The organism is Chelativorans sp. J32 (assembly GCF_000518985.1).
In the GTDB taxonomy this organism is placed as follows: domain Bacteria; phylum Pseudomonadota; class Alphaproteobacteria; order Rhizobiales; family Rhizobiaceae; genus Chelativorans.
Genome location: NZ_JAEQ01000006.1, coordinates 48,571 through 72,751, shown reverse-complemented (window position 1 = coordinate 72,751; position 24,181 = coordinate 48,571). Strand labels below are relative to the sequence as shown.

Annotated in this window: 22 protein-coding genes; 10 read left to right on the top strand and 12 right to left on the bottom strand. The window is 61.2% G+C overall.

Annotation, left to right across the window (positions count from 1 at the left end; all coding sequences use genetic code 11):
• The first annotated feature begins 49 nt into the window (after positions 1–49).
• Genes CHEJ32_RS0110585 through CHEJ32_RS0110560 form a run of 6 tightly spaced genes read left to right on the top strand, consistent with a single transcriptional unit; the run spans position 50 to position 5,899 of the window.
• Positions 50–1,735: a sulfatase-like hydrolase/transferase gene (locus CHEJ32_RS0110585; RefSeq protein ID WP_028033861.1), complete on the top strand. Its 1,686-nt coding sequence runs from the start codon at positions 50–52 to the stop codon at positions 1,733–1,735.
• Positions 1,736–1,743: 8 nt separating this feature from the next.
• Positions 1,744–2,616: a RibD family protein gene (locus CHEJ32_RS24390; protein ID WP_034658195.1), complete on the top strand. Its 873-nt coding sequence runs from the start codon at positions 1,744–1,746 to the stop codon at positions 2,614–2,616.
• Entirely contained in the window at positions 2,601–3,581 is a 981-nt protein-coding gene (locus CHEJ32_RS0110575; protein WP_034658194.1) for a zinc-binding alcohol dehydrogenase, read from the top strand. The genes CHEJ32_RS24390 and CHEJ32_RS0110575 overlap by 16 nt, the downstream gene beginning before the upstream one ends.
• Positions 3,582–3,600: 19 nt before the next feature.
• Entirely contained in the window at positions 3,601–4,005 is a 405-nt protein-coding gene (locus tag CHEJ32_RS0110570) for a 6-carboxytetrahydropterin synthase (protein ID WP_028033859.1), read from the top strand.
• The gene (locus CHEJ32_RS0110565; RefSeq protein ID WP_028033858.1) at positions 4,002–5,039 is read left to right on the top strand and encodes a glycosyltransferase family 4 protein; all 1,038 of its coding nucleotides are present in this window, start codon (positions 4,002–4,004) and stop codon (positions 5,037–5,039) included. Before CHEJ32_RS0110570 ends, CHEJ32_RS0110565 begins: the two co-directional genes overlap by 4 nt.
• Positions 5,036–5,899, top strand: coding sequence for a hypothetical protein (locus tag CHEJ32_RS0110560; protein ID WP_028033857.1), 864 nt, complete (start codon positions 5,036–5,038; stop codon positions 5,897–5,899). The genes CHEJ32_RS0110565 and CHEJ32_RS0110560 overlap by 4 nt, the downstream gene beginning before the upstream one ends.
• On the opposite strand, the gene CHEJ32_RS0110555 is transcribed toward CHEJ32_RS0110560, so the two are convergent.
• The 4 genes from CHEJ32_RS0110555 to CHEJ32_RS0110540 all read right to left on the bottom strand — a co-directional run bounded on the left by CHEJ32_RS0110555 (position 5,872) and on the right by CHEJ32_RS0110540 (position 9,404).
• Positions 5,872–6,630 (bottom strand): FkbM family methyltransferase, encoded by a 759-nt coding sequence (locus tag CHEJ32_RS0110555; protein ID WP_028033856.1) that lies wholly within the window; start codon positions 6,628–6,630, stop codon positions 5,872–5,874. The genes CHEJ32_RS0110560 and CHEJ32_RS0110555 overlap by 28 nt on opposite strands.
• Positions 6,617–7,345 carry a bifunctional 2-polyprenyl-6-hydroxyphenol methylase/3-demethylubiquinol 3-O-methyltransferase UbiG gene (locus CHEJ32_RS26205; RefSeq protein ID WP_198023849.1) on the bottom strand — a complete coding sequence of 243 codons (729 nt, stop codon included), beginning with the start codon at positions 7,343–7,345 and terminating at the stop codon, positions 6,617–6,619. Before CHEJ32_RS26205 ends, CHEJ32_RS0110555 begins: the two co-directional genes overlap by 14 nt.
• Entirely contained in the window at positions 7,332–8,105 is a 774-nt protein-coding gene (locus tag CHEJ32_RS0110545) for a CDP-alcohol phosphatidyltransferase family protein (protein ID WP_028033855.1), read from the bottom strand. Before CHEJ32_RS0110545 ends, CHEJ32_RS26205 begins: the two co-directional genes overlap by 14 nt.
• 192 nt (positions 8,106–8,297) lie before the next feature.
• Entirely contained in the window at positions 8,298–9,404 is a 1,107-nt protein-coding gene (locus CHEJ32_RS0110540) for an RHE_PE00001 family protein (RefSeq protein ID WP_028033854.1), read from the bottom strand.
• Positions 9,405–9,645: 241 nt separating this feature from the next.
• Between CHEJ32_RS0110540 and CHEJ32_RS0110535 the strand changes: the two genes are divergently transcribed.
• Complete coding sequence (locus tag CHEJ32_RS0110535; RefSeq protein ID WP_028033853.1) at positions 9,646–10,812, top strand: site-specific integrase; 1,167 nt, start codon at positions 9,646–9,648, stop codon at positions 10,810–10,812.
• Positions 10,813–10,830: 18 nt separating this feature from the next.
• On the opposite strand, the gene CHEJ32_RS0110530 is transcribed toward CHEJ32_RS0110535, so the two are convergent.
• The 8 genes from CHEJ32_RS0110530 to CHEJ32_RS24380 all read right to left on the bottom strand — a co-directional run bounded on the left by CHEJ32_RS0110530 (position 10,831) and on the right by CHEJ32_RS24380 (position 18,553).
• Positions 10,831–11,349, bottom strand: coding sequence for an RES family NAD+ phosphorylase (locus tag CHEJ32_RS0110530; RefSeq protein WP_028033852.1), 519 nt, complete (start codon positions 11,347–11,349; stop codon positions 10,831–10,833).
• Positions 11,346–11,711: an antitoxin Xre/MbcA/ParS toxin-binding domain-containing protein gene (locus tag CHEJ32_RS0110525; protein ID WP_028033851.1), complete on the bottom strand. Its 366-nt coding sequence runs from the start codon at positions 11,709–11,711 to the stop codon at positions 11,346–11,348. The genes CHEJ32_RS0110530 and CHEJ32_RS0110525 overlap by 4 nt, the downstream gene beginning before the upstream one ends.
• 125 nt (positions 11,712–11,836) lie before the next feature.
• Positions 11,837–13,042 (bottom strand): plasmid replication protein RepC, encoded by a 1,206-nt coding sequence (repC, locus tag CHEJ32_RS0110520; protein WP_028033850.1) that lies wholly within the window; start codon positions 13,040–13,042, stop codon positions 11,837–11,839.
• Between the two features lie 157 nt (positions 13,043–13,199).
• Positions 13,200–14,162 carry a plasmid partitioning protein RepB gene (gene repB / locus CHEJ32_RS0110515; RefSeq protein ID WP_028033849.1) on the bottom strand — a complete coding sequence of 321 codons (963 nt, stop codon included), beginning with the start codon at positions 14,160–14,162 and terminating at the stop codon, positions 13,200–13,202.
• 79 nt (positions 14,163–14,241) lie between these two features.
• Positions 14,242–15,444: a plasmid partitioning protein RepA gene (repA, locus tag CHEJ32_RS0110510; RefSeq protein WP_028033848.1), complete on the bottom strand. Its 1,203-nt coding sequence runs from the start codon at positions 15,442–15,444 to the stop codon at positions 14,242–14,244.
• A 421-nt stretch (positions 15,445–15,865) separates the two neighbouring features.
• Complete coding sequence (locus CHEJ32_RS0110505; RefSeq protein WP_028033847.1) at positions 15,866–16,483, bottom strand: isochorismatase family protein; 618 nt, start codon at positions 16,481–16,483, stop codon at positions 15,866–15,868.
• Between the two features lie 12 nt (positions 16,484–16,495).
• Positions 16,496–17,509 (bottom strand): ornithine cyclodeaminase family protein, encoded by a 1,014-nt coding sequence (locus CHEJ32_RS0110500; protein WP_051469587.1) that lies wholly within the window; start codon positions 17,507–17,509, stop codon positions 16,496–16,498.
• A 138-nt stretch (positions 17,510–17,647) separates the two neighbouring features.
• On the bottom strand, positions 17,648–18,553 hold the full coding sequence (locus CHEJ32_RS24380) for a LysR substrate-binding domain-containing protein (protein WP_051469586.1): 906 nt from the start codon (positions 18,551–18,553) through the stop codon (positions 17,648–17,650).
• Between the two features lie 256 nt (positions 18,554–18,809).
• On the opposite strand from CHEJ32_RS24380, the gene CHEJ32_RS0110490 reads away from it, so the two are divergent.
• The 3 genes from CHEJ32_RS0110490 (at position 18,810) to CHEJ32_RS0110480 (ending at position 24,163) form a co-directional block, all read left to right on the top strand.
• The gene (locus tag CHEJ32_RS0110490) at positions 18,810–20,909 is read left to right on the top strand and encodes a hydantoinase/oxoprolinase family protein (RefSeq protein ID WP_028033845.1); all 2,100 of its coding nucleotides are present in this window, start codon (positions 18,810–18,812) and stop codon (positions 20,907–20,909) included.
• Positions 20,906–22,696, top strand: coding sequence for a hydantoinase B/oxoprolinase family protein (locus CHEJ32_RS0110485; protein WP_028033844.1), 1,791 nt, complete (start codon positions 20,906–20,908; stop codon positions 22,694–22,696). The genes CHEJ32_RS0110490 and CHEJ32_RS0110485 overlap by 4 nt, the downstream gene beginning before the upstream one ends.
• Before the next feature lie 168 nt (positions 22,697–22,864).
• Positions 22,865–24,163 carry a PotD/PotF family extracellular solute-binding protein gene (locus CHEJ32_RS0110480; protein ID WP_028033843.1) on the top strand — a complete coding sequence of 433 codons (1,299 nt, stop codon included), beginning with the start codon at positions 22,865–22,867 and terminating at the stop codon, positions 24,161–24,163.
• Positions 24,164–24,181: the final 18 nt, after the last annotated feature.

Sequence of the window (24,181 nt, the reverse complement as noted above, 5' to 3'; positions counted from 1 at the left end):
ATGGAGGGTGCGATAAGACGCATCCCCTGATCTGAGGGAGGAGGTCGGAGTGGCGACAGAACCTGCCCAGAGCAGCCTCCGGTCCCGCGGGGACGGGGGTGCGGCATGGTTTGGAAGGCAGGCGCTCGTCCTGACGTTGCTGCTGTTTGTCCTGATCGGCTTCAACGCTCTTTTCACCTTCACGAATGTTCCCGCAACGCTCTGGGTCCGCCTCGCGCCAACTCTATCGGTCGAATTCGGTATCCTGCTCCTGGCCATAGGGCTGTGCCGGGCAGCGGGGTTGCGGATGGGCGGCGGCGTCAGGCTGGCTCTGGCCATATTCGTGTTCCTTGCCGCACTTCTGCGCTACGCGGATGTTACCGCGCCTGCCATTTTCGGACGCGAACTTAACTTCTACTGGGATCTTCGGCATGCTCCGGACCTGGTGGTGATGTACTGGCAGTCGGCGGGCGTCTTCAACGTGCTGGCCTTTTCTCTCGCCATGGCTCTGATTCTCGCCGCCCTCATCGCGTTTATCGTCTTTGGCCTGAAACTCATCGAGAACGCCACGGCTCGTCCCTGGTATCGGGCCGGGCTGATCGCCATCGGAGCGGCGATGATCGCATTGTTCGGTTTGGACCGCGCCGGCTATTCCATGGACACGAAGCTGAGTTTTGCCAGGCCGGTTTCTGTTGCCGCAGCAAACCACCTCGCCCTTCTCGCGGAGACATGGCGGTTGCGACATGGCGGCATCGCCAGCTTGGAGGAGACCTTCGGGACCGGGATCTCAGTCCTGAGCAATCGCGGCCAACCCGACGGCAGCGACGTATTCGTTATCTTCATCGAGTCCTATGGCGCCACGGTTATAGACGAACAGGACCATTTCGCCCGCATGAAGCCGCGTTATGAACATATGCAGGCGAGCCTGGATGCGGCGGGCTGGCACGCGGTTTCCAATCGCATCGAGGCACCAACCTTCGGTGGCGGTTCCTGGCGCTCGCATGGCACTTTCCTAAGCGGATTACGCCTCAGCGACGAAAACCTCTACAACCTGCTCCTGTCGACTGATCACGAGTCGCTTGTGAGCCATTTCAATGACGCGGGCTACCGTACCGTAGCGGTCATGCCGGGCATCAAACGCGCTTGGCCCGAAGGTACCTTCTACGGCTTTGATCGCATCTACGACGATAAGGCTTTGCAATATCCCGGCCCCGATTTCGGGTTCTGGCGCATTCCGGACCAATATACGCTCTATCGTACTTACGAGGCCGAGATTGCAGCCGCAATGCAACCACTTTTCGCGATGTTTGTTCTGATCAACAGCCACACACCGTTTCGCGCATTGCCGCCCTATGTCGAGGATTGGTCGCTCTTTGCCGCAGGCGACGCGTATAAAACCGGCTGGAGCTCATCAGACGACGAGCAAAGGGACCAGAACCGCCGCTACATGGATGCTATCCTTTACGAATTCGACATTGTCGAGGACTTCATAATCGGCTTTCTCCCCGAAGATGCGCTGCTTATCGTCCTTGGAGACCATCAGCCGCCGGGGATCGCCGAACCGGACGCAGGCTGGGGCGTGCCGATCCATGTATTCAGCCGGGATCCGCAACGCCTCGCGCCCTTCAGGAACGCTGGCTTTGAAGACGGCCTCCTCCCCGAGCACCCAACCTTCCAGGGGATGGAAAACATGCCGGGCCTCCTGCTCGAGGCCGCCAGTTCAAGGCGCTTCTCCGCTGTTAACCGTCAACCTTGAGATTGTAGATGAGCGACGGTCCGCCTTTCATCGACGCTGCAGCTGCTTGGGAGCTTGTGTGCCGCGTGAGCGACGCAAGACGCGCTTCGCCCCACGAACCGGTACGGATAAGCCTGCGCCGTTCCTTGAACGGTTCTGACCCGGCTCTTGTCGTCGATAGCGACGGGGGATGGCGTGCCGATGCGATGGTCGTCGCTGAAGCCGCCGAAATCCTTGACCTTTATCTTCCGCTCTGCCGCCGCTCCATAGCGATAGCTCACCTCGCGCAGAGCCTGGACGGAAGGATCGCCACCAGTTCCGGGGACTCTCTCTATGTGACGGGCCCCCACAATCTCGACCATATGCACCGCATGCGCGCATTGGTGGACGCTGTTCTGGTCGGTGCCGGCACGGTTCGTCACGATGATCCGCAGATGACGGTGCGGCGGGTCCAGGGGCCAAATCCGGTGCGCGTCGTCATCGATACCGAACGGCGGCTCGGCTCCGCCTTTCGTGTCTTCCAGGATGGACAGGCGCCCACCCTTCTTGTCTGTGCCGAAGATCGGGTGGGTTCCGGGGATGGGTTCAGCCAGCGACCCGGGACGGAAATCATCGGCGTGCCGCGCCACGAAGATGGGCTGAACATGGCGGCAGTCGTCAGCGCCCTTGCTGCCCGAGGGCTGCACCGCCTCCTCGTTGAGGGCGGCGGCATAACCGTTTCGCGATGGCTTCGCCAAGGCTGCCTCCACAGGCTGCAGATCACCGTCGCACCGGTGCTCATCGGCTCCGGCCGCCCGTCGATCATCCTGCCAGAGATCGCCAGATTGGCCGACGCCATGCGCCCGGCGACGCGCCGTTTCATTCAGGGCGAGGATGTGATGTTCGAATGCCGACTGACCTGACTGCGCGCGCCTTCTGGATCACCGGGCGCTGCCAGGGCGTGCTGCGTGAGCAGACACTGCCCAATCGCGGGCCCGGCGAGGTGCTCGTGCGAGCGCTCGTCGGGGCCGTAAGCCGCGGCACGGAAAGCCTGGTTTTCCACGGCCGCGTGCCGCCGGAGGAATGGACGCGCATGCGCGCTCCCTTTCAGGAAGGGTCCTTCCCTTGGCCCGTGAAATATGGCTACAGCGTTGTCGGAATTGTCGAAGAGGGGCCGACCGAACTGCTTGGCCGCCGCATCTTCGCGCTTCATCCTCACCAGGATCGTTTTGTCCTTCCCCTGAACGCCGTTCATCACGTTCCCGACTCCGTGCCGGACGACCGTGCAGCACTTGCGGCGAGCATGGAGACGGCCGTCAACGCGCTATGGGACGCCACGCCCCGGCTCGGTGATCGGATCGTGGTTATCGGAGCCGGCGTTATCGGATCTTGCGTAGCAAGGCTGGCTCAATCGCTTGCCGGTGTCCAGGTCACGCTTGTAGACCGCAATCCCGACCGTGCGGGGCTTGCCGATGCTTTCGGCGTTTCCTTCGCGCTGCCCGAAGCTGCGCCTGAAGATGCCGATCTCGTGATCCATGCCAGCGGCCATCCGGAAGGCCTGTCGCTCGCTCTACGGATTGCCGGGTTCGAAGCGACCATCGTGGAGCTGAGCTGGTACGGCACGACGATGGTGCCTCTGAGGCTCGGAGACGCCTTTCATTCGCGCCGCCTCGTCCTCAGATCCTCTCAGGTCAGCACGCTGTCGGCAAGCCAGCGCGCGCGCTGGACCCATAGCCGCCGGCTCGCCCTGGCGCTCGAACTCCTGCGCGACCCGGCCTTCGATCAACTGATTACCGGCCGCAGCCATTTCCGCGATCTGCCGAGCATAATGGCCGAGGTGACGGCACCTACCAGCCCGACCATCGTTCAGCTCGTCGACTACTCATGAGAGACTCGAGGATGCTCCAATGTACAGCCTGACCGTCAGCGATCACGTAATGATCGCCCATAGCCTGCGCGGCGAGGTCTTCGGACCCGCTCAACAGGTCCATGGCGCGACCTTCGTCGTTGAAGTGGAGTTCCGCCGTTCCTCGCTGGATGAATTCGGTCTCGTTGTCGATATCGGGCTGGCGAGCGATGCGCTGCGTTCCATCCTTGCCCGATTCGACTATCGTAACCTTGATGAGCTGCCGGATTTCGCGGGAAAAAACACGACCACGGAATTCATGGCGGGCTTTATATTCCACGCCATGAGAGAGAAGATCGTGGCCGGCGAGCTTGGGCCCGATATGGCAGAGGCACTTGCCTCTCTGAAGGTGACGCTACGCGAGACACCGCGCGCCTGGGCAAGTTTCGAAGGTGAGATAAGGTGACGCTGCATTTCGTCGTCTCCGGCGCGCTCGACCAGATCACAGGCGGCTATCTTTACGACAGCCGAATTGTCGAAGGGCTGCGATCACGCGGCCGTTCCGTGCGGGTGCACGAGCTTGATGGCCGGTTTCCGGATGTGGATGCCACCGCCCATGCCTCAGCGGCGGTCATGGCCGGCACCGTCCAAGAGGGAGAGACTGTCGTAATCGACGGGCTCGCGTTGCCGGCCTTCCGCGAGATATTGCCGGCTCTGGTGGGTAAGGCCGTAGTGGTCGCCCTGGTCCACCACCCTTTGGCTGACGAGACGGGCCTTTCGGCGGAGGAACGATCCCGGCTCGAGGCCTCTGACGAGGCCTGCCTGCCCCAGATGCGGCACATCATCGTGACCAGCCCGGCGACGGCCAAGGAGCTCGCTCGCTATGGGATCTCGCCGGAACGTATTTCCATTGTCATTCCCGGCACGGACCCGGCGCATCGTGCCTTGGGCTCACACGACGGCAAGGTGCGCCTCCTCTCGGTGGGCTCACTGATACCGCGCAAAGGTCACGACGTACTGATCCGCGCGATGGCGGAGTTGCCGGAACTTTCCTGGTCGTTGAAATGCATCGGCAGCGAAAGCCGCGATCCCGCGACGGCGGCGCGCCTTCGCGCCTTGTGTCGGGATACCGGCTTGGCCGGTCGAATAGGTTTTTCGGGCGAACTCGTCGGCGCGGAGCTGGAGGCGGCCTATGCCGCGGCAGACGTTTTCGTGCTGGCGTCGCATCACGAAGGATATGGGATGGTTTTTGCCGAGGCTCTGGCGCATGGTCTTCCCATTGTCGCGACCGAGGCGGGGGCAATCCCTTCTACCGTCCCCACCGGATGCGGCATCCTTGTTCCTCCGGGAGATCACGCGGCACTGGCCCAGGCGCTGCGTCGTCTTATCTCTGATGCCCCGCTGCGGCGGGAAATTGCGCAGAATGCCTATCGTGCGGGAAAGGCCTTGCCCACCTGGTCCGAGGCTGCGGCAGCCTTCGATGCCGCTTTGGCCCTATGAGCGGCTTCAGTCCCGACTGGCTGCGGCTTCGCGCGCCGCTCGACGCGGCTGCAAGATCGAAACCCCTCCTGCAACGCTTTGCACGAAGCTTGCCGCGGCCCGCGCGGCTCATCGATCTCGGCGCCGGGACAGGCGCGACCTTAAGGGCTGTGGCCCCAGCAATCGGCGGTGAACAGACTTGGACTCTGATCGACAATGATCCCGCTCTCCTCGGCGCTGTGGAACGGGAGATGTCCTCTTGCGGCTGGGGCGCCCTGCGCACCAGCGATGGAATGGAATTCTCGAGCACGCAGTGTCATGTCCAGGCAAAGCTCTATGAGGCCAATCTGGCGAGGTCGATCGAAGATCTCACCCTGACGCAAGCCGATGCCATCGTTGCGTCGGCGCTGCTGGATCTCGTGTCGGAAGCCTGGAGCTGGCGGCTTGCCCAGCATTGCGCCGCCTTTCGCCGACCGCTTTATCTTGCCCTGAGTTTCGACGGCCGCCTTTCTTGGACGCCTGACGATCCACGCGACGATCTCGTGCGTTGCGCGCTCCTCGAGCATCAGCGACGCGACAAGGGTTTCGGTTCCGCCTTGGGGCCTGACGCCGCGCGCGTCATGGGGGAGCACCTCGATCGGCTTGGATTCGATGTCGCAGGCGCGGAGAGCGATTGGCATATAAGACCGCAGGACGGTGAAATGCAGCACGCCTTTCTGGCGGGGATTCACGCTGCAGCTTGCGAACAGGCGCCTCAATTCGTGGACGATATCGAAGCGTGGGCCGCCTTACGCCGACGGCAGATCGAAAAGGGCGTGCTGAACGTGACCGTTGGTCACCAAGATCTGCTGGCTTATCCCCCACCCTTCAGTCGCGCATAGATATCGCCTGAACGCCCATCTGGTCTTTCGCCGGCGAGGAGGCGCTGCGCGTCGCCAGCGTCAACCCACGCATCGAGCACAAATCTAAAATCCTCACCGCGAGCAAAATTGAACTCGTAATCCCCGAGCGCTGTCAGACGATCTATGCAGGAGACTGCGATCTCGACCACAGCGGGAATATATTCGAACGACAGAGACGGTAGGGCGTGGGAGAGGCCGCGCAACACCTCCTCCTCGTAGCCCTCTACGTCGATCTTGCAGAAGACCGGCCGGCCATGCGTTTCGATCAGGGCATCGAGCGTGGTGACGGATACAGAAATACTCTTGTCCCAGTGCACGTGGTGGAAGCCCTTTGTCCCGCTCACCTTCTCCAACCAGGGCGCTGACAACGTGCTCACGGTCGGCGTGCGTTCGCTGAGATGCAGTGCTCGCCGGCCGATTTCGGCACCGACTGCCTGCTCGATCAGCACCACATTCGCTCTTCGGCCGTAGAACGATCGCAGTACCTCCATGCACAGGGGCTGTGGCTCCACCGCCACGATTTGGGCGCCCAGTTGCGACCAGGTGCGGATGCGGTCGCCCACATGGGCTCCGATGTCGAAACACAGATCGCGGGGACGGATGAAGTTGCCGTAGAAGATGCGTCGAGCGCGGGCGCGAAACGGGTTGCCGTAATAGGTGGCCAGCGAGCGGGCGAGACCCCAATGCGCCCCGATGCTAGCGCCTTTCATGTTTCAGACTCGCTCCGAAGGCGCCCCGCAGGAAAGCACCTGCCCCCGCCAGTCGGCCGGCGAACAACCGCTTGCCATAGGTACCGAAGGGACGCAGGAGATCGCTCCCATGTGGCAGGGCCGCTGCCTGATCAAGCCGAAGCCCCTCCTCCGCAGCGATGGCGCAAAGCGCGCGCAGCGATAGATGGCGAGCCGGCACCCGGTCCGCTCGCCGGTTCATCCAATGGGTGGGATTGAGCCAATGGGGCATGATGATCACGATGCGCCCTTCCGACCGCAGAATGCGGCGTGCGCCACGAAGCACAGCTGCTGGTGACGGCATATGCTCCAGCACACCGATGAACAGCACGAGATCGAACGTGCCGAAGTATTTGGGCGTCAGCTCTTCTGCGCTCATCTCGACGAATTGGAGTGTCTCCAATCCGCAAGCCCGTGCATTTGCCGCCGCTCGTTCGATCATGCGCGGCGAGAGATCGATGCCGATCCCCTCTCCTATCCACGGATGCAAGCGGACCAGGTGTTGCCCTGTGGCACAACCGATGTCGAGCACGCGCGGCTGGTCGACACGCGCACAATGCGTTTTCAGATAATCGATATGCGCCTCAAAGGCAGCTGCGCGCGCGGAGGCCGGTCCATGCTCGCAATCCCACCGCTCAGCCAAGTGGTCAAACATTGCCGCGGTGCACTGGAAAGAAGCGGTTTCACCGCTCGGCATGCCAACCCACCCTCGCATTGCGGTTCAACCAGGCTATGTCGACAATAAAGGAATAGCAGAGGGCAACCAGTGCGCCCCCAGCGATTACAGACCCCGGGACGTGGCCGACGACGGGCAGCAGACAGATGATCAGGGCTAACCCTTGCACGACGCAGACGGCTTTGCGTCGATTACTTTCCGGCATTTCTGCGGACAGATGCGGCCATAGAAGCCAGGCCATCACGAATAGGTAACGCAATCCTCCGATCGCGAGCACCCAGGCACCAACTTTTCCCATATCGTATACAAGGAGGGACAGGATAACGAGGAAGAGCGCATCGAGCTCCCAGTCGAAACGTGCCCCGAAAGGCGAGCTGGATCCTGTCCGTCGGGCAACCCACCCATCGGCACCATCAAGGAGCAATATGCTGACGGCCGCTGCAAAGAGGACCCAGCCGTCAAAGCTGGACGCGTCGACCAGTCCGATGGCTCCACCGATGAGCGCCACCAGCACTCCACGGAGAAGCGTTACCCGATTGGCCGGTCCAAATCGCGTTCGCGGGAGATGGTGCCGCAGATTGAAGATTATGACCACCGCGACCGCGATCCCCCAGGCTGCGCTAGCATAGACGTAGCCCGACCCAAGGCCCGCCTCCCGCGCAACTTCATACGCGCTCACGATGAGCACCATTCCGGCAAGTGCCAGATGCACGCCCACGCTGACGGCGAGCCGCTGGGCCCCACGGTCCTGCGCCGCATCGCGAAAGCTTATCGCCGGCATGAGGGTCCTCCAGACACTTATTCTGTCCCGAGTTCGGTTTGAGCGCAAGTCGCCCGATTTTGTCGTGTCCACGCGCGTGGCTAACGCCGCCCTCTCGAGGCGATCGTTAGAAGGCGCCGAGCTCGATGAAGGCGAGAGGTCGCCAGCACCGGGCTCGTCTCGCGAGTTTGCCGCCGCCGAGAGCAGCCGGGGCTACAGAATTCCCCATGCGCGAAACCGTCCCCTTCCCGTCATTTCACGCAGGTTGAGCTCCCCGATAAGGTTGAGTGCACCCTGTTTCGAGACCTTGAGCCGCTCCTGGATCATGGGGGTGGATACCAGCGGGCGGGCGAGCACAAGCTCGATTACCTGCGGCAGCTTCGAGCTGGCACGCCGGTCCCGCAGCCGCCGTTCCATCTGTCGTTTCGCCAGGGTGAGACGGTCGTGCTCCGCAAGCCCGGTGAGTGCCATCTGATGGATTGCTTCGAGAAAGGCGAGTAAACGCTCGTTGCGATCGCGAGCACGCCGGCGCTCGCGCGGTATCTTCTGCGCCCCAAGATGAAGGCACGGAAGATGGGCAGTAGCCAAGCCTTCCTGCCGCAACAGGGCGGCGATCAACAGCGGCCCGAGCCAGACAGCATGCTGCAGCACCTCGATCTCGGCCCAAGCGTCAAGCAAGAGGGCCGCTCTGAGGACGGGGGGCAGATCGCGGGTTTGAGCAAGCACGTCCTGCCACTCGTCAAGACGGGCTTCCTCGTTCCAATCCAGATCATAAACCAAAGATGGTCGATCAGGCGTCGGCAGCGCAGGGACCCGGACTGGCACGTCCGCCCCGTTAAGAAGGCTTGCAGTGCGTTCAAGCACCGCATCGATCGCTGCAAAGGCCGCCGTCAGGCTCTCATCCGGCAACCGCTCGGTCAAAGCGTCGGGCTCCGGTTCCGCCCTCCCCTCCCCTTTGTTTTGCGTTGTGGGAACACCACGACCGGTAAGATGCCGTAGACCCGGCTGACTCAATGCCCAATCGGCTGGTTGTGCCAGAATCTGTCGTCGGGCACGCAAGACCGCATGCGCGCGGGTCAGCTCGTGTGTCGGAGCGCGGATATCCATGTGCGCATCATGCAAAACGAGATCCTCAAGATGGACAAGCTCACCCAACAGCCAAAGTGCGGCGGCCGCGTCCTGGAAATGGGAGCGCTCGATCCACCCCTCCCGCACCGGTGATTGCGCCAGCCGCTCGTCCAATCGCGATAGAGCTGCCGTCGCGCGGGCTACGGGCCCGATGAGGTCCTGGAGAGCAAAGCGACCGATATGGTAAATCATTGGTTTAACATTTGTTATCCGGCGATGGTAAAGCTATCATGATTCTCGGTTGACTTACATTGGTGTTACTTGCGTCGAACATAACGCTAGCGATAACTCATACTTATCGATAGCGATTGATCTCATGCAGCAAATCGGCCATCGTCGCCCTTTCTCCCGCCCGCGCAGAAGGCAAACGCGCCTGCCAACATGCGTTCCGGCCCCGAGAGCGGTCGTCATCCCCGATTGCGGAAAACACGCCATGCCTTCGCACCTTCCCTCCCCTACTCCCGATCCGAAGCTTCGCCGCGCGGAAGCACTTGACGCTCTGGATTCGGTACTGCCATTCGACCGGCGCGAGTTCCTGGCCGGGCTTTTGACCGACGACGATGTCGAGACGCTGAGGCATCTCGCGAAGGAAGGTCTCGGCGAGAACTCGATGCGCGCGCTCACCTCCGACCTTGGCTATCTCGAGGCCTGGTGCCTGGCAGCGACGGGCGCGCCCCTACCCTGGCCGGCGCCGGAAGCATTGCTGATCAAATTCGTGGCGCATCATCTATGGGACCCCGCGAAACGCGAGACCGATGCCGCGCATGGAATGCCGATAGACGTCACGTCCGCACTGAAAGACATGGGCCTCCTGCGCGCTGATGGCCCGCACGCGCCATCGACCGTGCGCCGGCGCCTCTCCAGCTGGTCCACGCTGACGAAATGGCGCGGCCTGAAGGGGAATTTCAATGCGCCGGGCCTGCAAAGCGCCGTGAAGCTTGCCGTTCGTGCCAACGCCCGGCCACTTGTCCGCAAGAGCAGGAATGCGGTGACCGGCGACATTCTGCGCCGGCTGCTTCAGGCCTGTGCCGGTGAGAGGCTGGTCGACTTGCGCGACCGGGCGCTTCTCCTCACCGCCTTCGCGTCCGGAGGCCGCCGCCGCAGTGAGGTGGCGCGCCTCAGGGTGGAGCAGCTGCGGGACCAGGAGCCGGTGCCCGCCGATCCCAAGGATAACGGGGAAAAACTGCCCTGCCTCTCGCTGCAACTCGGCCGCACCAAAACCACCGAGGCAGATAGCGGTGCCTATGTGTTGCTCATAGGTGCCCCAGTGCTCGCGCTAAAGACATGGCTTGAGCGCGCCGGGATTTCCGACGGCGCCGTTTTCCGGGCCATCGACCGCTGGGGCAACCTAGAACGGCGGGCGCTCACGCCACAGGCGGTCAACTGGATCCTGAAGCGGCGCGTCGCTGAAGCAGGACTAGACCCGCGCCTGTTTTCCGCACACGGCTTGAGGGCGGGCTATCTCACCGAAGCCGCCCGACAAAATGTCCCGCTGGTCGAAGCCATGCAGCAATCGCAACATCGCTCGCTGCAGCAAGCCGCCAGCTATTACAACGAGGCCGAACGAAAGCTCGGCCGCGCGGCACGCATCATCGTCTAAACCGGCCTGGTCCGGAGTTCAGCGCCAAGAGAGCTGATTGCGCGGCAGCCGACCGCTGGGATCGATGACACAGACCTTATGCGGCGGTTCTTCTCCCCAGCTCCAAAGCACGAGGTTTTGATCAGCCTCTTCGGCGCCGGGTGCGAAGCTCGGAACAAGGATACCTGAAGCCCCTTCTCCTGCCAGCCTATCGTAGATCGACCATGATGGCGGGCGTTCACCTTCGGCCAGAAAATTCATCCACGCACAGGCCATATCTTCGTAACGAATGCCAGCCGCATCGCGCGCCTCGGCCGTTCGAAGATCAACGATGTGATCACAATCGACGTCATAGGAACAGAGCACACAGGGATCGATCCGGTAGGCGAGCCCCTGGTTTATCTCCTTCACGGCGGTCATGATGCTGAGTGCCAGATAGAGGGCCGGTATGCCTTTGGGATTGAAACGCGCACCGCGAATGGCAGCGCCATCACCCGAAATCGGCTTGAACGACCAGCGCGGATCATGCGCTCGATAGCACGTTCCGACAAATCTCACGCAAAACCGCCGACGGCGAGATGATCGAGATAATCCCGAACGGCGCCAGCCTTGCCTTCCTTGACCAGCGCTTCCGCCGTGCGGCCGCCAAAGGCCGGGATCGGCTGCGCCCGGTACCAGGCCATCGCCTGCTCCTTCCCTCCAGCCCATTCCGTCACGCGGCTGATGATTTCGAGCATCTCCCTGATCCGCATCTGGGTCTTGGGCGTGCGGTTGCGGGCCGCTTTGTAAAGCGCCTCTCGCCCCAGGCCAACCGTCTCGGCAAGCTGTGTCTTCGACATACCGAAGCTATCGGCGACGCGCTCGACGGCAATGGCGCCGGACCGGTCCATGAAGGTCAGGATGAGCGCCTTGTCACCCATGCGGCCAGCGGGATCCGCCTTCTCAACTTTCTTCGTCAAAGGTCCCATTGCCTCACCTTGTGCCCTATCCATAGGGCGAAATGTAGGACATTAGCGGACGACAAACAAGCTTGACTGCAACCTTGCTACCCTGCCCTGGCCATTGCCGGGCTGTTCGCCTTGACGAGCGCCATAAGCATCGGCCCGACAGAAAACTGGCCCGCCCGTGCTTTTTCCGTCAATGAGCGCAGATAACCTCCGGCCGAATTGATATACTGCGCCCGCTGCAGGATACAGGCGATAACGACCGCGGTGTTCTCCTGCCCGAATATATCGAGCGCATCCGCATAGGCTGACGGACTGACCCCAAGATATCCCCGCACTTGGGCGGCAGTCGCCATCAAGTCGCGCCAATTGTCGATTCCGTTCGGGGCATAGTCCACGATGTCCGGACAGGCTCTCAACACAAGCCCCAATGGGTAGGTTTTCGGCGGCTCAGCACTATATGGTTTTGGCTCGGCCGCCGCCCCGCTCTTTTCTGGAGCGAGTTCAAATTCAAAAGTAGAGTCGGTATTTGAATTAGAATGCTGCCGCTCGTTATGAGATTCATTGCCGCTCGGATTCGTAGAATCCATATGCTTTTTCAAGAGGCTATCCACTTCCTCATGCAGCCCTGCCAGTTCGATGACGATCGGCTCGAGGTCTCGGGCCGACGCGCGGCGCGGAATTGCAGCGACAACAGCACGGAACCGCATCCATAAGCTCCCCCAATCGCCAGGCACATTCTCCTCGACGGCCGCTTCGATCAGCTTCTGGATATCTCTACGGTGCAGCGTGATGCGCTCGCGCATGAGCCGGAGCGCTCTGTTGTCACCCCGCACGCGTTCGGCAGCTGCCTCGAACTCCTCGGCCCGGGCAAGCAGCGGCGCCAGAGAAAACCCGAACGCTTCCTCTATGTCCCCTCCCCTCCCCTTCCGGGCATAACGCTTGCCGTTCGGACTATCCCTGCGGATGATCAACCCACAGCTCACGAGGGAAGCCAAATGCCGCCGCAACGTCGCATCGGCCATGCCGTGAGCCCGCAACGACAGCTGCGCATTGGAGGGAAACACAACGAGCCCGTTTTCCTCGCTCAGCTCGCTGTCGGGATAGAACGAGAGCAAAGCGTTCAAGACTGCCAGGGCGCGATCGCCGATGCCGACGATGCTCCTTCCCTCGCAAAGATTGCGGTAGACCTGCCACTTGTCGACGGCCTTACCCTCGGGAATTTCATGTGACTCGTTCTGCGCTGCCACTAAGGCAAGCGTCATCGGCCGCCGCCCAAAGGGCGTCGTTGCGATGTTCCTTTCCATTTTTCCTTCGCCTTCTAATCAGGCAAAAGAAACCTGCACGCCGAAACGACGCCATGACTCTTGACAGCGATTCGCGGATTTGCGATTCTCAGCTTTGCTAGAGACTTGAGAAGGGCTTCCGCGACGGTGACGTTCGGGGGCCTTTTTCTTTTGCGGTTCAGTCTCCTTTGGTTGCGTTTTCCTGTTCCTGGAAATCCTGGAAAAGCTTCTCCAGGTTTTCAGAAAGGAAGCTACCGAAACGGGATGCTTTCTTGGATTTCAGGACCAAGGTGAAAGATCGCCCGGTGTCCGTCATCTGTGCGGTCACCGATTTGTCGCTGGGCGCCCAGCTGCGCGTCTTGGATTCAGTCTTCTTCCGCGCTGGCTTGTCCAAGCGGCTCAACTCGTCGAAGAGCAGATTGAAGCGTGCGTCGCTGTCTGCGGCCAGGAAGCTCTCCGCCGCCGACAATTGGCTCGCCCGCTCGCTGCTCCCGGGTTTCTGCATCAACTTCGAAAGCTGCCACCACCGATCGCGGCCCGTTCCCTTCGCGGGACCAATGGCCTGAATGATCGATGCAGGGACATTCGCTGTAACCGAACGCATTTTGGAAAGCGTAGTGTCGTCGAGAGCCAAGGCAGCCTTGACCGTATCGTTGCTATGCCCCTGCCCCAGAATGCGATCGGCAAACAGCGTTTTCTCGATGAACGACAGATTGGCCCGAGCCGCATTCTCCTGGCCCTGAGCGATGATGTGGTCGCGATCGTCGAGGGTCTTGACCACGGCGCGGACCGCTCGGCCGAGATGCCGCGCGACCTTCAGGCGCCGATGGCCAAAGACCGTCTGATATCGCCCAGGCGCCGCCGGATGCGGCCGAACCAGGATCGGAGTGTCCTGACCCCGCTCGCGGATGGCAGACAGCAGCTCCTGATATTCCTCGTCCGTGTCGTCCAGCCGATCGGTCACGAACGAGCCGTCGATCAAATCGGGATCGAGCTCGACGATCGAGCCCTTGGACAATTCTTCAAAGGACTGCATGATCGAACGCGAAGCACCGCGAACAGCATAGCCGGCAATGTCTCTCGCCTCGGTCTTTGGGGCAGCATTCGTCATGATGCTGCCGAACACGTCCTTGCGCGCCATCTTCAGCGCCCCCTAAATTCCAATTCTTTGATTCTACGCGACAAATTGCCGGTTTTTACGGCAGTAAAAGCGGAAACGCTCATAACCTGCCCCATGCTCGATGGATGAGCGCAGTGATTTCGGAATTCACGGCATCGAGCGCTTCCAGCGCCCGGTCGTAGGTTGACCGGGTGAAACCAGAACGCTCGACCTCGTAAAGAGTCTGCTTCGTCAAAGCGGCATCGGATATCGCCGTGGATTTCAGCATCGGATTCTCGAGGATCTGGCCCGCAAGCATCGACTGCATGAAGCCGACCATCTGAGCCTGGGGAATATCTGTCGGCTCGTATCGGGTGATCAGATACCGCAGCCAATCCAGCTTGATTTCAGCGCCCGCCCCTTCGATCGATTTCAGAATGCCGCCAAGCATCAGCAGGAACTGACTCATGGACATGAGGTCGAGCATCTGCGGATGAACCGTAATCAGTACCGAGGTCGCCGCCGACATCGCCGTTAGTGTGAGATAGCCGAGCTGTGGCGGGCAATCGATGACGACGACATCATACCGGCTGTCCACCTCGGTCAGCGCCCTGGCGAGCCGCAGGAAGAACTGCTTGCCTTCATTGGACGAGCGGTCCTGAAGCGCAAGCGGAGTGTCGTATTCGTATTCCTGAAGCTCGAGATTGGCCGGGATTATGTCCAGCCCCGGAAAGTTCGTGGGCAGTATGACATCGGCAATCGGCTTTCGTTCCGCATCATACCGGATCGCGTCATAAAGGGAGAGGTTCCTGTCCAGCTCCGGCTGGAAGCCATGCAGCGCCGAAAGCGACGCTTGAGGATCCAGATCAATCGCCAGAACCCGATGGCCGGTCAGAGCAAGATGCTGCGCCAAATGCGCGGCGGTCGTGGTCTTCCCGCTCCCCCCCTTGAAGTTGACGACGGCTATCGCTTGGAGCTTGTCGCCCTCCTTTCGGTGTGGGACATACTTCTTGACCTCGGTTCTGCCGTGACGGTCGAGGAAGTGCCGAAGTTCCAACATCTGTTCGGCGGTGTAGGAGCGCCGCCCGGAAGGGCCCTGCTCCGGTATCGGCCCTTTCCCCTCAAGATGCAGCCGTTTAAGGTTGTTCTGAGATACGCCTAGATAATGAGCCACTTCCGCCATTGAGAAGGAACGGAGCGTTTTCTTGGCGTTTGGCGGAAATTTCTCCACGCGCAGCTGATCGAGCCTGCGGGAAATCTCCGCCCCCTGTTCGAGTATGGTCTCAGAGAACTCGAATGTTGGTAGCCGGTGCATTAGGTTCATCTTGGCAGAGCCCGGAATTGGCGCTTTTTGCGAGCAAATCAGTCAACAAGCGCCATTAAGATCCCGATTCGGACGTAAGGGCAAGATTTTTAAAGTTAATGAGAAGTTAACGCCCTGGTCCCAACGCCCATCCCGGCTAGCGTGGAGAATTGTCCGAGCTTGCCGGGAGTTCGCCTACAGCGCTGTTTTTATTGATGAAGTCCAACATTTTACCGCAGTAAAATCGGCGTCTTGCACCGCCAGCCGGAGCCGCCCACATCCGTCGACGACCGAGATTGAGGGCAGGGCACATCTCATCATCTGCGACCACGAAGCCGGTAGTCCGGTCCTTCCGGCCGTTCTAGGCCTCCTATTCGGCGGCGCAGATAATCCGTAGCCAACTCGCGGTCTAGCACCATGCCCCCGCCCCACTCGAGGTCGCCTAGGCCTCGATCGCCTTCATGATCTCGCGCGCTTCCAGGAGGTCCGCATATTTCTGTCCAATGTCGAAGAGGTTCGCTCTGTGCGGCTCGATCGCCCGATCGCCGACACAATCGGAGGCGACAACGGTGCGGATATTATTGCTCATGGCATCGATCACGCTCGCCCGCACACAGCCGCTCGTCGTGCACCCGGTAACCACCAGCGTGTCGGTTCCACGAAAAGCCAGCAGGGAAGCAAGCGTCGTGCCGAAGAAGGCGGAAGCCTGTGTCTTCCGCACGATCAACTCACCCCTTTGAGGCGAAAGCGCCTCCACCACCTGACTCGCGCGGGCGTGCTCAGTAAGGTCACGAAGGCGCGGCACCTTCTCGCACCAGAGCCCCGTATCCGATCCATCCTCCGCATAAACGATTCGGGTGAAAATCACCGGCAGTCGCTTTGCGCGAAAGAAGGAAAGCAACGGCACGGTTGCTTCGATCGCGGCCCCTATATTGCCGCCGCCAAGGATCTCGGGATCGTTGAATCCGTTCACGAAATCCACGACCAGGAGGGCAGGGGACCGGCCAAGACCCAGTTTCTGGCCGAAGGTCTGTCGGGCATAAATGTCTGTCTCCGCCATGACGGGGTCCCCTCAGGTCGAAATCATCTTCTTCTCGATGCCGACGCCTTTCTCCATGGCGCGCTTGTATTCGAGCGGGACCGTGGCTGAATCCTGCAAGGCGATGCCGGTGGAATCGAAGATCGTAATCTCGTCGTCTGAGGTGCGGCCTGGCTTCTTGCCCGTGATCACCCCGCCGATCTCGCCAGCGATCCGGTCCTCCGAAATAAGCCCCTCAGATAGGGGGACGTTGATCTCACCATCCGTTCGGCACTGGCGAATATCATCGACGAAGATACGCGCTCTCGTGAGCAAAGTGCCTTCGAGCTCCTGATCGCCCTTCTTGTCCGCACCGACAGCGGCAATATGGGTTCCCGGAGAGATCCACTCGGCCTTCACGATCGGCGCGCGCGCCGGCGTCACCGTCACGACGACATCGGCACCGCGAATGACTTCCTCCAGATCGGTTGAAGGACTGATCTCGAAACTGGAATATTTCGGCTGCTGCTCCTGCACGAAACCATCGAGCGTGGCTTGCGAGCGGCTCCAGACCCGCACCTCGTCCCAGCGAAAAACTTCGTTGCAGGTGGCTAGAGCCCCTTCGGCCATATTGCCTGCGCCGACGATGGCAAGCCTGCGCGAATCCTTTCGCGCCAACCATTTGGCAGAAACGGCCGCCGCCGCCCCTGTGCGCATCACTGTATGATAGCTGCCATCGACGATCGCGAGCGGGAAGCCCGTTTCCGGTTCGGTATAGATCAGGATGGAGAAGACCGTCGGCAGATTGAAGCGCTGCCGGTTCCATTCGCGAATGGAAACCCATTTGCAGGCGGCCGCATGAGGCTCCTCGATATAGGAAGGCATGGCCTCCCACTCGCCGGGAAAGCGGTCGAGCACGATATGGCCCTTCGGGTCCATATAGTAGCGGCCTTCGCCATGCATGCGATAGGCTTGCTCCACGCAATCATTGTATTCAGCCGGCGTCAGCAGGCCGACCATCTCGCTACGTCCCAGGATCAACGTCTTTCGATTTGCCCAATTTTCCACATGCGCCTCCATAGCTGGACGGGACAAAGTGCTTGGGCGGTTGGTCGACAGGGGCCGTGGTCGGCGCGCCGCTTGCGGCTTATCACGACGCAAAGATGCGCTGGCGTCAATTGGTTCTTGAGGGGAGGGCTGTCGTGGTCAGACCTTGGGCAACCGCGCCCCGACCTCTTCGGCAGTCTCGATGAAACGCCGCATTGCCGCGTTGAGCTTTGCGCGGCGCCAGGCGAGGTGAGTCTCCACGAAAGTCGGCGTGGCAGTGAGAAGAGGGCGGGGCACCATGGCCTGCTCACCGCAAAAGCTGGGCATTCCGCAGAAGACGGTGAGCCCGACGCCGCAGGTAACGAGCCCGAGGATCCCGGTAAGGCTCGAGGCCTCCTGGTGTACGGAGAGAACCTGGCCTTCCTTCTGAAAAACATCGACCAGGATGCGCCGAAAGGTGGGCCACTCCGCACTCGTCCCCAACACCAGCTTCTCTTTCGCTATCTCTTGGACGGTGAGCGATTCCTTTGCCGCAAGCGGATGGTTGGGGGGAAGAAGGACCATCAGCCGATGGCGGGCCACGGGGCGGGATTCGATTTCCGAGCTCTGAAAGGAGCCCTCGATGAAGCCCAGATCGATATGGCTCTGCAGGATGCGGTCGCGCTGGACCGGCGAGGTAAGATAGGTGAGTTCCAGGCGCACCTCAGGATTGGCGGCCCGGAACTCTCGCGTGATCGCCGGCACCAGCGAGTGGCCGGTTATGGTCGTGTATCCAATCCGAAGAATGGCCTTGGTGCCGGAGGCAAGCAGCCGCGCCGTGCCGTCGGCAATGTCGATCCGGGCGAGGATCTCCTGCGCTTCCTCGAGCATGTAACGGCCCGCCTCGGTGAGGAGCACCTTGCGCGTAGTGCGTTCGAGAAGCTGAACGCCCAGCCTTTCTTCCAGCTCATGGACGATGCGGCTAACGGCTGGCTGGGCCATGGAGAGCCGTTCCGCCGCCCGGTGGAAGTTAAGCTCTTCAGCCACGGCTACGAAGGTCGACAGATGCCGCAAGTCGTAGCGCATTTGATAACGGATGTTATATCAATCGTCTCGAAATGATTATTTCACAAGGCCCGGCGCTGCGTCTAGCATTTCATTAAATTGACAAAAGAGCCCCTCAGGGGACGTGAGGTGAACATGTTAATGGGTGGTTGCTCCCGTCAGCGGGAGCCGATCGGACATATTGTTCCCCGTTTTTCTCCGCGACAGAACGCGCGAGATCCTGACCAACGAAGTGCCCTCCTCGCATAGGCCTTAAACCGACTGCTGAGGGGTGAGCATGATCAGAGTTGGTGTAGACGTCGGCGGAACCTTCACAGACATCATTCTTGAGCGCGTGCGCCCAGGTACCGGTCCGGACGTCGTCGTCACCAAGGTCCCCAGCACGCCGAAAGATCAGTCCGCAGGCGTAGTGCAGGGCATTCTCAAGGTGTGCCAACTCGCCGGCGCCCGACCGGAGGATATCGACGCCGTCTATCACGGCACGACGGTCGCCACCAACATGGTGATCGAGCGCACCGGCGCGAGGGTGGGCATGATCACCACGCGCGGCTTCCGCGATATCCTACACATGGCCCGGCATAAACGTCCGCACAATTTTTCGCTGCAATTCGACGTGCCCTGGCAGTCCAAACCTCTCATACGCCGGCGCGACCGCCTGCCGGTGACAGAGCGCATCATGCCGCCCACCGGCGAGGTGGCGGTGCCTCTTTCCGAGGACGAGGTAAAACAGGCAGCCGAACTCTTCGCCAAGCGCGGCATGGATGCCATCATCATCGGCTTCCTCTTCTCATTTCTCAACAATGAGCACGAATTGCGCGCCAAGGAGATCGTCTGCTCCGTCTTGCCGGATGCCTTCGTCTGCTGCTCAAGCGAGGTGGTCAACACGATCCGCGAATACGAGCGCTTCTCCTCCACGGCAATGAACGCTTATATCGGGCCACAAACCTCTGCCTATCTCAGGAAGTTGGAAGGGCGATTGCGCGAGATTGGCCTGGGCGCGCACATCCGCATCATGCAGTCGAACGGTGGCATTTCGACCGTTGAGAAATCGAGCGAGTTGCCGATCGGGCTACTGCTCTCCGGCCCTGCGGGCGGGGTCATGGGCGGCCGCTGGACGGGCGAGAATTGCGGCAAGGAAAACATCATCACCATCGATATCGGCGGTACCTCGGCTGATATAAGTGTCATCCAAGGCGGCGAGCTGCGCATTAAAAATCCGCGCGACACCGAAGTTGGCCTGCTGCCGGTGCTCGTGCCGATGATTGACATCGACGCCATCGGCGCGGGCGGCGGCTCGATCGCCTATGTCGACCGGGGCGGCGCGTTTCGGGTCGGTCCGCGCTCGGCGGGAGCCGTTCCTGGCCCTGCCTGCTACGGGATGGGCGGCACGGAACCTACCGTTACGGACGCTCAGGTGGTGCTTGGCCGGCTCGATCCGGAGCAATTCCTGGGTGGCGATATCGAGATCGACGCATCCCTGTCCAGGAAAGCGATCAAGACCCACATCGCCGACCGGCTTGGCCTGTCGGTCGAGGAGGCTGCGCTCGGCATCCTCAAGATCGTCAACAACAACATGGCGCTCGCGATCAACGCGAACTCCGTCGCCAAAGGCATCGATCCGCGCAATTTCAGCCTGATGGGGTTTGGCGGGGCCGGCCCGTTGCACGCGGTCTCGCTTGCGGAGGCAATCCACGCCAAGGACGTCATCTCACCCGTCCAACCCGGGATCACGGCAGCGAGCGGTCTGTTGGTGACGGATCTGCGATACGAATCCACCCATTCCCTGTTGTTTGTGCTCAACACGGCATCGGATGCCGAATACAGAAGCATCAATGGCGCTTTGGAGAGGTTGATTGCCGAGGCGAACCGGCAGTTCGATTCGGATGGCGTGCCGCAGAATGCGCGCCGTTTTCACCGTGTGGCCGAGTGCCGCTATGTCGGCCAGGGCTTCGAACTGAGGGCGAAAATGCCCGATGGCCCGCTGACGCGGGAAAATGTCTCTGAGCTCATCGACAGCTTCTATCACGAGCACAAGAAGGTCTACGGCCACGCGTTTCGCGATCAGCCTGCGGAGCTAGTCACGCTCAGGCTTGTAGCGAGCGCAGCGGTGGACACGCTACGCCTGCCGGAATTGGAACGCGGGGACAGGGAAAACCCGCCGGGCGCCGTCCTTTACACACGCAGAACCGTCTTTGACGACGGGCGATCACTCGACACGCCCCGCTACCATCGCGACCGCCTTTTCGCGGGCGACCGCATTTTCGGTCCCGCAATCGTCATCCAGCACAATTCCACCACGCTCATCCCACCGCATTACGTGGCCGAGGTGATGCGCTTCGGCGATATTCTGATCGGCCGCCATGGAGCGGAAGCATGACGAGGGAAGTCGATCCGATCACACTCCAGGTCATCGGCGGCGCGCTCCATTCCATCGCCGAGCAAATGGGGAATGTGCTCTACCGGATGAGCTATTCCTCCATTATCCGCGAGAGCCAGGATCTGGGGGCAGGCCTGTTCGACCGGGACTTCAATACGCTCTGCGAGAGTGATTCCACACCCATGCATATCGGTTCGCTGCCCGGTTATCTGCGCGGCATCGGGAAATCCGTTCCTCTCGATGCCTGGAAGCCGGGCGACTGCGTCATCCACAACCATCCCTATTACGGTGCCAGCCACTCGCCCGACATGGCCATCGTGATGCCCGTCTTCTTCGAAGGCGATCTCATAGGCTTCTCCGCCAACACGGCGCATCACGTGGATATCGGGGCGGCAACGCCCGGCCTCGTGATCGACATTCCGGACGTTTTCGCCGAGGGCATGCTCTTCAATGGCATCAAGCTCTACGAAGAGGGCAGGCGCAACGAGGCGCTCTGGAGATATATCCGCGACAACACGCGCGTACCCGGCTTGGTGATGGGCGACCTTGAAGCGCAGATCGCCTCGGCAGAACTCGGCGTACAGCGCTTTCAGGAGCTGATGGCCACCTATGGCAAGGAAACGGTCATCCAGGCGACGCGCCAGCTCATGGACTATACGGAGCGGATGCTGCGCAGCGAGATCGCCAGGATTCCGGACGGCGATTACGTGGCTGAAGGTTTTCTCGATGATGACGGCCGCTCCCGCGGCGTCCACCTGCCGGTGAAGGTCACCGTGCGGGTGCGCGGCGACGAGGTGGAAGTAGACCTGACCGGCTCTTCACCGCAGGTGCCTACCGCCTTCAACGTACCCTTTGACGGGTCCACCAAGGTCGCCTGTTATTTCGCCTTCCGCGCGCTCCTTCTCGATACCTACACCCATTCCGAATATATCCCTCAGAACGAAGGTTCGTTTCGCCCGGTGAAGGTCACGGCGCCCCTCGGCTCCATCTTCAACCCCGTTGCGCCCGCTTCTGCAGAGGCGCGCTTCAGCCAGATCCAGCGGGTGGTGGACCTGATCATAAAGGCGCTCGCACCGGTCCTGCCGGACAAATGCACGGCCGGTAACGCGGCTGTGCTCTCCTTTGCCTCCTATTCCGGCGTGCGCGAGAATGGCGACTATTGGGTGTTCCTGGAGGTCAACGAGGCGGCCATGGGCGGTCGGCCTTTCTCCGATGGGCCGGATACGATCGAGGAGCTGATGCGCAACACGCGCAACAACCCGCTCGAGGATCTCGGCATGCATCTGCCGCTCATCTGCGATCGATACGAGGTGCGAGACGACGTTCCTCCAGGCGCGGGAAAGTTCCGTGGCGGCGCGGGCGTGGTGAAATCCCAGCGCTATCTCACCCCCGGCTTCATGACGCACGAGTCCGACCGCCACGACGACGTGCCTTGGGGCATTTTCGGCGGCAAACCGGGCGCCGGCGGCAAGGTGGAAATCCGCAACATCCACACCGGCAGGGTGCGTTACGAGCCGTCAAAATTTTCCGGAATCCGTATGGAGGTTGGCGACGTGGTGTCCTACTATTCGCCTGCCGGAGGTGGCTATGGCGACCCATTGGACCGCGATCCCGAACATGTGCTGGACGACGTCCTCGACGGCTTTATCTCGTCCTACCACGCCCGCGATGACTATGGCGTCGTTCTCCGGGAAACGGAGGACGGCTACGGGTGGGCGCTCGACGCCGAGGCTACTCGGCACCTGCGTTCCCGCATGAGAAACGCGGGGCAGGGGGCAGCGATATGAACGTCCTTGCTGCACATTCCGCCTCTACCTCTCCGCCTTCCGGAGGAATGCTCATGTGAACCGGCTGCTCAATCGGCCTGCCGGCGATGGCCATAACAAAAAGGGGAACCATCGTCTGCACAGCTGGTGAACTCGCCCGAAAGGGCTTTGAAACAATGGGAGACTGTCATGAAAAGGTCAGCGCGTAAGAGGAACTCGAAAGCAGGTACCGGCGTCACCCGCCGCTCGGTGCTAAAGGGCGGCGCAGCAGTCGCCGGCTCGACGCTCATAACCGGATTTCCAACGGTCTGGGCGCAGAACATCAAGGATATCGTTCTTACCCATACCGGCATGTCCTATTCGACGCTGGCCGATATCGGCCGCAAGGCGTCGGAGGATCTCGGCTTTACGGTGAACATGTCGGTCACCGATCATCCGGGTCTGATCAATCGCATCGTCAACGACCCGCAGTCGATCGATATTGCCGACATGGAAATCTGGCAGAGCAAGGTGGCGGTGCCCCAAGGCGCGCTGCAGGGCATCGAGATCGCGAAGATAAAGAACTGGGGCGAGCTGACGCCGCTCTACACCGAGGGCAAGTTCGCCGGCAAGGAAGTCTCCCGGCAAGGCGATGCGCCGATCGAGTTCATGTATCTGGAATCCGCAGACGCTACGAGCTTCGCCTCCGCGCCGACCGAGATCGCCACTTTCGTGCCCGGCGTCTACAATGCGGACACGCTTGGGATCAGGCCCGATCTTGTCGGACGCGAAGTCACGACCTGGGCCGACCTCTTGTCTCCGGACTTCAAGGGCAAGGCGGCGATCCAAAACATTCCCACCAACGGGATCATGGACGCCATGATGGCGTTGGAAGCCATGGGCGAGCTCACCTATGGCGATAAGGGGAACCCGACCCAGGACGAGATCCAGGCCACCATCGCCAAGCTGATCGAGCTGAAGAGGGCCGGCCATTGGCGGGCACTATGGAACACGTTCGACGAATCCGTGAACCTCATGGCTTCGGGCGAGGTGGTTATCCAGTCCATGTGGTCACCCGCCGTCACAGCCGTGCAGACGCAGGGGATCAAATGCGTCTACCAACCACTCAAGGAAGGCTATCGCGGCTGGGGCAACGGGCTCGCCCTCATGCGCCATCTGGAAGGAGCCAAGCGCGACGCCGCTTACGAATATCTCACCTGGTATAATAGCGGCTGGGTCGGCGGCTTCATCGCGAAGCAGGGTTATTACAGCTCCAATCCCAAGACAGCCATGGAGAACCTCGACGAGAACGAACGGGGCTTCTTCTACGAGGGCAAGCCCGCCACCGCCGACATCACCAGCCCGACCGGCGAGAAGACGAACTCCGCCGGCGATGTGCGCGACGGCGGTTCGTATGAGGAGCGTTTCTCGAAGGTGGCGGTCTGGAACAACCTCATGGACGAGGCCGAGTTCCTTTACGCCAAGTGGAACGAGTTCAGCGCAGCATGAGCGCGCCCGCTTTGAAGG

What these genes read in the sequence shown, in the direction of transcription:
- CHEJ32_RS24390 (WP_034658195.1), top strand. Translation starts at nt 1,744, where the DNA reads ATGAGCGACGGTCCGCCTTTCATCGACGCTGCAGCTGCTTGGGAGCTT.
- CHEJ32_RS0110575 (WP_034658194.1), top strand. Translation starts at nt 2,601, where the DNA reads ATGCCGACTGACCTGACTGCGCGCGCCTTCTGGATCACCGGGCGCTGC.
- CHEJ32_RS0110570 (WP_028033859.1), top strand. Translation starts at nt 3,601, where the DNA reads ATGTACAGCCTGACCGTCAGCGATCACGTAATGATCGCCCATAGCCTG.
- CHEJ32_RS0110560 (WP_028033857.1), top strand. Translation starts at nt 5,036, where the DNA reads ATGAGCGGCTTCAGTCCCGACTGGCTGCGGCTTCGCGCGCCGCTCGAC.
- CHEJ32_RS0110555 (WP_028033856.1), bottom strand. Translation starts at nt 6,630, where the DNA reads ATGAAAGGCGCTAGCATCGGGGCGCATTGGGGTCTCGCCCGCTCGCTG.
- CHEJ32_RS26205 (WP_198023849.1), bottom strand. Translation starts at nt 7,345, where the DNA reads ATGCCGAGCGGTGAAACCGCTTCTTTCCAGTGCACCGCGGCAATGTTT.
- CHEJ32_RS0110545 (WP_028033855.1), bottom strand. Translation starts at nt 8,105, where the DNA reads ATGCCGGCGATAAGCTTTCGCGATGCGGCGCAGGACCGTGGGGCCCAG.
- CHEJ32_RS0110540 (WP_028033854.1), bottom strand. Translation starts at nt 9,404, where the DNA reads ATGATTTACCATATCGGTCGCTTTGCTCTCCAGGACCTCATCGGGCCC.
- CHEJ32_RS0110535 (WP_028033853.1), top strand. Translation starts at nt 9,646, where the DNA reads ATGCCTTCGCACCTTCCCTCCCCTACTCCCGATCCGAAGCTTCGCCGC.
- CHEJ32_RS0110525 (WP_028033851.1), bottom strand. Translation starts at nt 11,711, where the DNA reads ATGGGTGACAAGGCGCTCATCCTGACCTTCATGGACCGGTCCGGCGCC.
- repC (WP_028033850.1), bottom strand. Translation starts at nt 13,042, where the DNA reads ATGGAAAGGAACATCGCAACGACGCCCTTTGGGCGGCGGCCGATGACG.
- repB (WP_028033849.1), bottom strand. Translation starts at nt 14,162, where the DNA reads ATGGCGCGCAAGGACGTGTTCGGCAGCATCATGACGAATGCTGCCCCA.
- repA (WP_028033848.1), bottom strand. Translation starts at nt 15,444, where the DNA reads ATGAACCTAATGCACCGGCTACCAACATTCGAGTTCTCTGAGACCATA.
- CHEJ32_RS0110505 (WP_028033847.1), bottom strand. Translation starts at nt 16,483, where the DNA reads ATGGCGGAGACAGACATTTATGCCCGACAGACCTTCGGCCAGAAACTG.
- CHEJ32_RS24380 (WP_051469586.1), bottom strand. Translation starts at nt 18,553, where the DNA reads ATGCGCTACGACTTGCGGCATCTGTCGACCTTCGTAGCCGTGGCTGAA.
- CHEJ32_RS0110490 (WP_028033845.1), top strand. Translation starts at nt 18,810, where the DNA reads ATGATCAGAGTTGGTGTAGACGTCGGCGGAACCTTCACAGACATCATT.
- CHEJ32_RS0110485 (WP_028033844.1), top strand. Translation starts at nt 20,906, where the DNA reads ATGACGAGGGAAGTCGATCCGATCACACTCCAGGTCATCGGCGGCGCG.
- CHEJ32_RS0110480 (WP_028033843.1), top strand. Translation starts at nt 22,865, where the DNA reads ATGAAAAGGTCAGCGCGTAAGAGGAACTCGAAAGCAGGTACCGGCGTC.